This is a genomic window from Caballeronia sp. GAWG1-5s-s (genome assembly GCF_023631445.1).
GTDB lineage: Bacteria > Pseudomonadota > Gammaproteobacteria > Burkholderiales > Burkholderiaceae > Caballeronia.
Genome location: NZ_JALQDC010000056.1, coordinates 1 through 1,229, shown reverse-complemented (window position 1 = coordinate 1,229; position 1,229 = coordinate 1). Strand labels below are relative to the sequence as shown.

General features: G+C 64.0%; 1 protein-coding gene. It reads left to right on the top strand.

Annotation, left to right across the window (positions count from 1 at the left end):
• On the top strand, window positions 1–1,229 hold a 1,229-nt coding region (locus NCR34_RS27845; RefSeq protein WP_250501434.1), incomplete at both ends, for an FAD-binding protein.

Here is a 1,229-nt window from a genome sequence, read left to right as displayed (position 1 = left end):
CGCAATCCGGACGGCACCATCTATCAGCGCCCGTTCGGCGGCCATACCGCGAACTACGGCGAGAAGCCCGTGCAACGTGCGTGCGCTGCGGCTGACCGCACGGGTCACGCGTTGCTGCACACGCTCTATCAACAGAACGTCGCGGCCAAGACGCACTTCTTCGTCGAATGGATGGCGCTGGACTTGATCCGCGACGCCGACGGCGACGTGCTCGGCGTGACCGCGCTCGAAATGGAAACGGGCGACGTCTACATCCTCGAAGGCAAGACGACGCTGTTCGCCACGGGCGGCGCGGGTCGCATCTTCGCGGCATCGACCAATGCGTTCATCAATACGGGCGATGGTCTCGGCATGGCCGCGCGCTCGGGCATCGCGCTGCAGGACATGGAGTTCTGGCAGTTCCACCCGACGGGCGTCGCAGGCGCAGGCGTGCTGATTACCGAAGGCGTGCGCGGCGAAGGCGGTATTTTGCGTAACGCGAACGGCGACCGCTTCATGGAACGCTACGCGCCGACGCTGAAAGACCTCGCGCCGCGCGACTTCGTTTCGCGCTCGATGGACCAGGAAATCAAGGAAGGCCGCGGCGTGGGTCCGAACAAGGATCACGTGCTGCTGGACCTGTCGCACATCGGCGCCGAGACGATCATGAAGCGTCTGCCGTCGATTCGCGAGATCGCGCTCAAGTTCGCCAACGTCGACTGCATTAAAGAGCCGATTCCGGTGGTGCCGACCATCCACTATCAGATGGGCGGGATTCCGACGAACATGCACGGTCAGGTCGTCGGCACGGCCAAGGGCTACGACGATCCGGTCAACGGCTTCTATGCAGTGGGCGAATGCTCGTGTGTGTCGGTGCACGGCGCGAACCGTCTGGGCACGAACTCGCTGCTTGACCTCGTCGTGTTCGGCCGCGCGGCGGGCAATCACATCATCAAGCACGCGACCGAGATGAAGGAGCACAAGCCGCTGCCGGCCGATGCCGCCGACTTCGCCCTCGAACGCCTCGCGGTGCTGGAGAAGTCGACCTCGGGCGAATACACGCAGCACATCGCCAACGACATCCGCGCGACGATGCAGTCGCACGCGGGCGTGTTCCGCACCTCGAAGTTGCTGGAAGAGGGCGTCGAGAAGGTCGCGGAGTTGGCCGAGCGTGTGAAGCACGTGCATCTGAAGGACAAGTCGAAGGTGTTCAACACCGCGAAGGTCGAGGCGCTGGAGCTGGCGAACCT